Annotated in this window: 1 protein-coding gene and 1 pseudogene; both read right to left on the reverse strand. The window is 64.4% G+C overall.

Going from position 1 to position 1,032, the window contains the following annotated elements:
- Nucleotides 1-668: pseudogene (locus tag DFR24_RS00055) on the reverse strand (DUF1302 family protein); the annotation flags it as partial.
- Nucleotides 669-726: 58 nt separating this feature from the next.
- A partial coding sequence (locus DFR24_RS24255) for a WD40/YVTN/BNR-like repeat-containing protein (RefSeq protein WP_407075109.1) occupies nucleotides 727-1,032 on the reverse strand: 306 nt, incomplete at its 5' end.

Raw genomic sequence — 1,032 nt, forward strand, 5'->3', positions numbered from 1 at the left:
AAGTAGTCGCGACCGGCAAGCTCGAGCGGATTGATGTTGCGCCCGTTGCGGCCCTTGGCCTCGTAGTAGTTGACCTTGCCGGTGTCAGCGTAGCGATCGCCGCCGCCACCGGTGATGCCGCCTTGGTCCCCCTTGACCTGGCTGGCGTCGAACTCGTCGTAGATCGTCGGATCGTAGAGAACTCGCAGGCGCGCATTCAGGCGCCACTCGTTCGAGAACCGCATGTCCATTTCACCGGTGAAGCGGAACACCGTGTAGTTCATCTCCAGGTCGTCCTGGCCGATGCGTTCACTTCGGCGAACGGTGTCGGCGAACGGCGCAATGCCCGGGAACGGCAGGTTCCAGTCCAGCGCGGTGCCGGGAATGGCGCCCGGAACGAGCGAGTTGACGACGTTGGCCGGAATGCCGGTGCTGAGCGCCGGCGGCACATAGGCCTGCCGCGGCACGAGCACGTCCTGGAACGGCGCGTTCGTCTGGTTGTTCGGGTTCTGGTACTTCGTCGTGCGGTACGTCGCGTCGGCACGGAACGTCCCGTTGAACGTCGTATCGCCCCACAGATCGCTGAAGAAGCCCAGGCTGTCGTCTTCCTGCGCCTGCGCAAGCCCCGAGCAGGCCATCAGTACGGCGACCGAAGCCATGGCCTGCCGCATACGGATTCCAGATTTCATTTCTCTTGCTCCCCTTCTCGTTTCTAGATGTTGTTCAACGGGCACGCGCCTTCCTCACTCAAGGCGCCAGCCGCAGAATTCTTCCGCTGTGACCCACTGCGATGACTTCGCCGGCGGCCGCGGATGCCGCGTGGCCGAGGCCGGTGTACCAATTGATGCTGAAGTCCAGCGCGCGGATCGGATTCCACGTGGCGCCGTTGTCGGTGCTGCGCAGCGCGACGCGCTGGCCCACCGCGATCACCTGTCCGTCCGCGAACGAATCCACACCGAACAGGTTCCCGTCGACCGGCGTCTTCACGTAGCCCCAGGTGCGTCCGTGATCGGCGGTTCGTGCGACCAGGCCCGATTGCCCCACTGCGTAACC

Source organism: Panacagrimonas perspica, assembly GCF_004364935.1.
Classification (GTDB): domain Bacteria; phylum Pseudomonadota; class Gammaproteobacteria; order Nevskiales; family Nevskiaceae; genus Panacagrimonas; species Panacagrimonas perspica.